The organism is Mycobacterium sp. TH-M116 (genome assembly GCF_057473685.1).
This window is the reverse complement of the sequence record NZ_JBYCLC010000337.1, coordinates 1-5,249: the sequence shown is the minus strand read 5'-3', so window position 1 is coordinate 5,249 and position 5,249 is coordinate 1. Positions and strand designations below refer to the sequence as shown.

The following is a 5,249-nucleotide window of genomic DNA, read 5'->3' as shown; positions in this document are numbered from 1 at the left end:
CGAAGAAGGCAGCGCTGAGCGCAGGCTCGACGCCACCAGCGGCGCCCTCAGGCAGTAGTGCGCGCCGCGCCCAAACACCAAGTAGCGCAACACTATTCTGTCCTGATCGACTATGTCGGGGCGGTCGAACTCGGTGGGATAGCGGTGGGATCGCGGTGGGATCGCGGCGGGATCGCGGCGGCCACCGCCACCACCACCGCCACCACCACCACCACCACCACCACCACCACCACCACCACCACCAATAGCACCAATAGCACCAGCACGTCGCTCGCGGGAACCTCGATTCCATCGACGACCATGTCGGACAAGGCGATTCGACCGATCATCTGTACCGGCGGGTCGTAGCGCAGGGTCTCCTCGATCACCGCGGCGCCGCCAACCGGCGGCGTCAGCGGCCATTGGCGGCGGCGCCCATTGGCGCGGGTCGCTCAGCATCGCCAGGATCGCGTTGCCGATCAGGTTCACCGTCGTCTCGTGACCGGCGACCAGCAGGAGCACACAGGTCGCAATGATCTCGTCCTCGGTCAGCTGGTCGCCGGACTCCTCCACCGCGATCAGGCCCGACAGCAGGTCGTCGCCGGGGCGGGAACGCCGCCACCCGATCAGGTCGCGCAGGTAGCCGCGCCCTGAGACTCGGACCCGCTCGTCATCTCCGCGCGCTCACCGCCGCAGGAACTCCACGATGTGGCGGGCGAGCTCCTCGCCGGCGTCCTCCTGCAGGAAGTGCCCGGCGCCGCGGATGACGGGGTGCTCGATGCCCTGCGCGCCTCGCATCCCGCGCCGGAACACCTCGCCCATCGGCCCGGTGATCGGGTCGGCGTCGCTGAACGCGACGAGCATCGGCGTCGGGCTCACCGCCAGCTTCGACCACGCCGCCGTGTTGGCCGCCGCCGCGGGATCGTCCGGTGTGGTCGGCACCAGGCCCGGCATGGCGCGCGGCCCGGCGCAGTACTCGTCGCCGGGGAAGGGCGCGTCGTAACCGGCGAGCACCTCCTCGCTCAGCTGCTGCTGGGACGCGCCCTGCACGAAACGGCTGATGATCAGGTTCGGCATCGTCTGTATTGCCTCGCGGAACTGCCACCAGATCTTGGCCATGGGGTGCTCTCCGTTGGGTAGCCCCGTGTTGGCGACGACCAGCCGGGCGAACCGCTCGGGGTGCTCGGCGGCCAGCCGCAGCCCGATCAGCCCGCCCCAGTCCTGACAGACCAGGGTCACGTTGCGCAGGTCGAGAACGTCGAAGGCCAGCGCGCGCATCCATTCCACGTGTCGCGCGTAGGTGTGATCCTCACGGCGGGTCGGCTTGTCCGACCGTCCGAACCCGACCAGGTCGGGGCAGACGACGCGATGCCCGGCCTCGACCAGGATCGGGATCATCTTGCGGTACAGATACGACCACGTCGGTTCGCCGTGCAGCATCAGAATCGGGTCGGCCTCCTGCGGGCCGTCTTCCACCCAGGCGATCCGCAAGCTGCCGCCCTCACTGTCCGAAACCTCGCCATAGCGTGGGGCGTAAGGAAAGTCAGGTACGTCGTCGAACCGGTCGTCGGGTGTCCGCAGGGTCTCCATAGCTGCGAACATACCGGCGCGGCTCACGTCCCTTCTCCCAGCCCGACCAACTCCGGCAGTGCGAGCAATCGATCCAGAACGACCCGCTGCCCTCGTCCTTGCGCGCCCAGAACGGACCGCCGGGATGGGCGAGGAGAAACCTCGACGACGCCGTCGCGTACGCGGTACAGCAACACCGTTGCAAGTGAGTGATCTTTAGTGGTCACGCGACTTGCACCCCGTCTCGGGGTTGTTCGGCAGCCTTGTGGCTGCGTCCCTTCCGCGCTTCACAGCCACCTGCCCGGCTGGGCCGGGTCTTACGGTCGGCTCCACGCTTGACGGCGGCCCCAACTGGGCCGACGACGCTACCCGACGCGGTGTCGCTGTCCTCGTAGCGTGCGAGGGTGATGGCGGCGTTGTCGTCACGCTGGTGACGTGCCGAGCAGACGTCGCATTGCCAGTGTTCGTCCCAGCCGATGTCGTGAACATGCCGGCAGGCATGGCAGGTTTTGCTCGACGGGAACCAACGGTCGGCGACCACCAGCGCCGACCCGTACCAGCCTGTCTTATACGACAGGTGGCGCCGCGGTGTGCCCAGGGCGGCGTCGGACAGGTCGCGCCGGCGAGCACGCGCCCCCGGTAGCCCTTTTTGCCGCAGCATCCCGGCCGCGTCCAAACCTTCGACAACGATGCGGCCGTGGGTTTTAGCCAACCTTGTCGTCAGGACGTGCAGGTGGTGGGTGCGGACATCGTTGACCCGGCGGTGCAGCCGGGACATCTCGGTGCTGCGCTCACGGTAACGCCGTGAGCCTTTCACGCAACGCGATCGGGCACGGCAAACATGCCGCAACTCGCGCAGAGCAGCGTCAAGCGGGCGAGGATTCGGCACTCGTTCAAGCACGGCGCCGGCAGCGTCTGCGACGGTGGCCAGACGACGCACACCCACGTCGACACCCACCCGTGAATCAGGAAGGGCCACACGGGGTTGTTGGGGTCGTTGGACAAGCACGCGCACACTCGCATCCAGACGGGCGCCGTTGCGCCGCACCGTGATCGCCAACACCCGCGCCCGGCCTTTGGCGATAAGCCGCTCGACGCGGCGGGTGTTCTCATGTGTCCTTACAGCGCCGATCACCGGCAGCGTCAGGTGTCGGCGATCGGGCTCGACCCGTATCGCTCCGGTCGAAAACGAAACCCGATCGGCGTCGCGGCCCTCCTTCTTGAACCGAGGGAAGCCGACACCCTTGCCGGCCCGCGTGCCCGCCCGCGAGGTCTGCCAGTTCCAGTACGCATCAACCGCGCCGTCGATGCCGTCGGCGTAGGCTTCTTTCGAGCATTCCGGCCACCACACAGCCCCGGTTCCGGCGTTGACGCACACGTCGTCTTTGACGGTGTTCCAGCGTTTGCGCAGCACCGGCAGCGACGGTTTTGCGGTCGCGATCCCGGTTGCGTGCCACGCTTCGATGTCGGCTTTCAAGGTGGCCACCGTCCAGTTGAACGCCTTGCGTCGGGCGCCGAAATGGCGCGCCAACGCGCGGGCTTGGTCCTCGGTCGGGTCCAGCGTGAACCGAAACGCCTGCACACACCACCCGTCGGGCACCTCGAAACGTGGCATCTCAGGCCGCCTCGTCATCGGCCGCCGCGGCGACAACGGCACGCTTGGCCCGGTTAGCCGCAGCGCGTTTACCGTAGAGACTCGCGCACATCGAGGTCAGAATCTCTGTCATATCCCGCACCAGGTCATCGTCTACCTCGGCCGAGTCGACCACGACCAGCTCGCCGCACTGGGCGGCGAGTGCGGCTTCGACATACTCGGAGCCGAACCGGCAGAACCGATCCCGATGCTCCACCACGACCCGCGTCACCGCCGGATCGCGCAACAGAGCAAGAAACTTTCGGCGATGCCCGTTGAGGGCGGAACCAACCTCGGTCACCACCTTGTCGACCGGGATCTGTTCGGCCGTGGCCCACGCGGTCACCCACGCCACCTGACGATCCAGATCGGATTTCTGCTCCGCTGACGACACACGCGCATACACCGCCGTCCGTCCACGCGGGGCCGTCTCCCCCGCCGCATCGTTCACCACAATGAGCCGACCTACTCGTTGCACCGGGACCGGCAACAGCCCGGCACGAAACCAGCGATACGCGATGACCCGCACCACACCGTTTCGCACCGCCCACACCGCGAGATTCATGCTTCTGTTCCTACAGCACACCACCGACAACTACCGACCACTCAACACGCAACAGCTGGCAGCCCCGGCACTGAGCTTGGGCACGATCCTCAGGCGCCGACAGCGCGTTCCAGGTCTTTGAGCGACGACTCCAGGTGCGTGAGCAGCCGCTGCAGGTGCGGCACGCTGCGTCGGCAGCCCACCAGACCGAAGTCGATCATGTCGGCGTTGTTCACCACGGTGATGTTGAGCGCCTGCCCGTCCAGCACGATCGACATCGGGTAGTTGCCGTCGAGCCGGGCACCCCCGTAATACATCGGCCGGTTCGGCCCGGGCACGTTCGAGATGACGATGTTGAACGGCGGGGGCGTCGAGGACACCCACCCCGGGACCACGGACATGCCCAGCGCCGCCACGTTCGCCGCCGACAACGCCAGCGCCTGCAGGCGCGGCAACTGCGAGAACACCTTCTTGTTGTTGTGCATCGATTCGCTGACGGTGCGCAGCCGCCGGCCTGGGTCGTCGGTGTCGGTGGCGAGGTTGCACAGGATGGCCCCGACCAGGTTGCCACCCGCGTCCGCCTCGTCCGCGCGGCGCAGGCTCACCGGCACCATCGCCAGCAGCGGCACGTCCGGCAGCGCGTTCCGCTCGAGCAGGTAGTAGCGCAACGCGCCCGAGCACATCGCCAGCACGACGTCGTTGACGGTCGCCCCCGCGGCATTCTTGACGGCTTTGATCCGGTCCAGCTCCCAGGACTGCGCGGCGCACCGGCGGGCACCGCCGATCTTGACGTTCAGCATGGTGCGCGGCGCCCCGAACGGCAGTGTCAGCTGCTGCTCGAGCATCGCCGCACGGGCCAAGGAGAACGTCGACGGAACAAGGCCCGCAACGGATCCCGCGGTATGCGCCAGGGAGCGCAGCGAGGATCCGGGGCCGGATTCGCGCCGGCTCTTCGGCAGGCTCCAGGGTGCCCGGATCTCTCGGTCGTCGCGATCGTCCGACAACGTGCGTTGCATCAGCTTCAGCGACGAGACACCATCGATCAGCGCATGGTGCATCTTCGTGTAGACGGCGAATCGGCCGTCTTTGAGGCCCTCCACGACGTGCATCTCCCACAGCGGGCGGTGCCGGTCGAGCAGGCTGCTGTGCCAGCGCGAGGTCAGCTCGAGCAGCTCACGGACCCGCCCGGGCGACGGCAACGCCGAGCGGCGCACGTGGTAGTCGAGGTCGAGGTCCCTGTCGTCGGCCCAGCCCAGATTCCCGATCCCGCCCCAGAGCGTCGCCGGGCGCTTGCGAAAGGTGGTCTGCACCTCGCGCTGGGCGACCAGACGGTCGTAGAAATCCCGCACGTAGCCGGGGCCGGCGTCCGGCGGCGGCTCGTACAGTTGCAGGCCACCGACGTGCATGGGGTGCTCACGCGATTCGCCCAGCAGGAAGACCGCGTCGGTGGGCATCATCAATTCCATCGATCCATTAGAACCCCATCGCCGCCGTTTGCATGCGAGAAGTCCCCGACTTCGCCGC

Annotated in this window: 4 protein-coding genes and 2 pseudogenes; all 6 read right to left on the bottom strand. The window is 67.6% G+C overall.

The window, feature by feature from the left end:
* Positions 1–627 (bottom strand): annotated as a pseudogene (locus AC2VOK_RS17310) (cytochrome P450); the annotation flags it as partial.
* Between the two features lie 36 nt (positions 628–663).
* Positions 664–1,569 (bottom strand): haloalkane dehalogenase, encoded by a 906-nt coding sequence (locus tag AC2VOK_RS17305; RefSeq protein ID WP_428901581.1) that lies wholly within the window; start codon positions 1,567–1,569, stop codon positions 664–666.
* Positions 1,570–1,648: 79 nt separating this feature from the next.
* Positions 1,649–1,775: pseudogene (locus AC2VOK_RS17300) on the bottom strand (hypothetical protein); the annotation flags it as partial.
* Positions 1,772–3,163, bottom strand: a complete 1,392-nt coding sequence (tnpB, locus tag AC2VOK_RS17295) for an IS607 family element RNA-guided endonuclease TnpB (protein WP_428901580.1) — start codon at positions 3,161–3,163, stop codon at positions 1,772–1,774. The pseudogene AC2VOK_RS17300 and the gene tnpB, both read right to left, overlap by 4 nt.
* Position 3,164: 1 nt before the next feature.
* The gene (locus AC2VOK_RS17290; protein WP_428901579.1) at positions 3,165–3,746 is read right to left on the bottom strand and encodes an IS607 family transposase; all 582 of its coding nucleotides are present in this window, start codon (positions 3,744–3,746) and stop codon (positions 3,165–3,167) included.
* Positions 3,747–3,835: 89 nt separating this feature from the next.
* Entirely contained in the window at positions 3,836–5,191 is a 1,356-nt protein-coding gene (locus AC2VOK_RS17285; RefSeq protein ID WP_428901578.1) for a WS/DGAT/MGAT family O-acyltransferase, read from the bottom strand.
* Positions 5,192–5,249 lie beyond the last annotated feature (58 nt).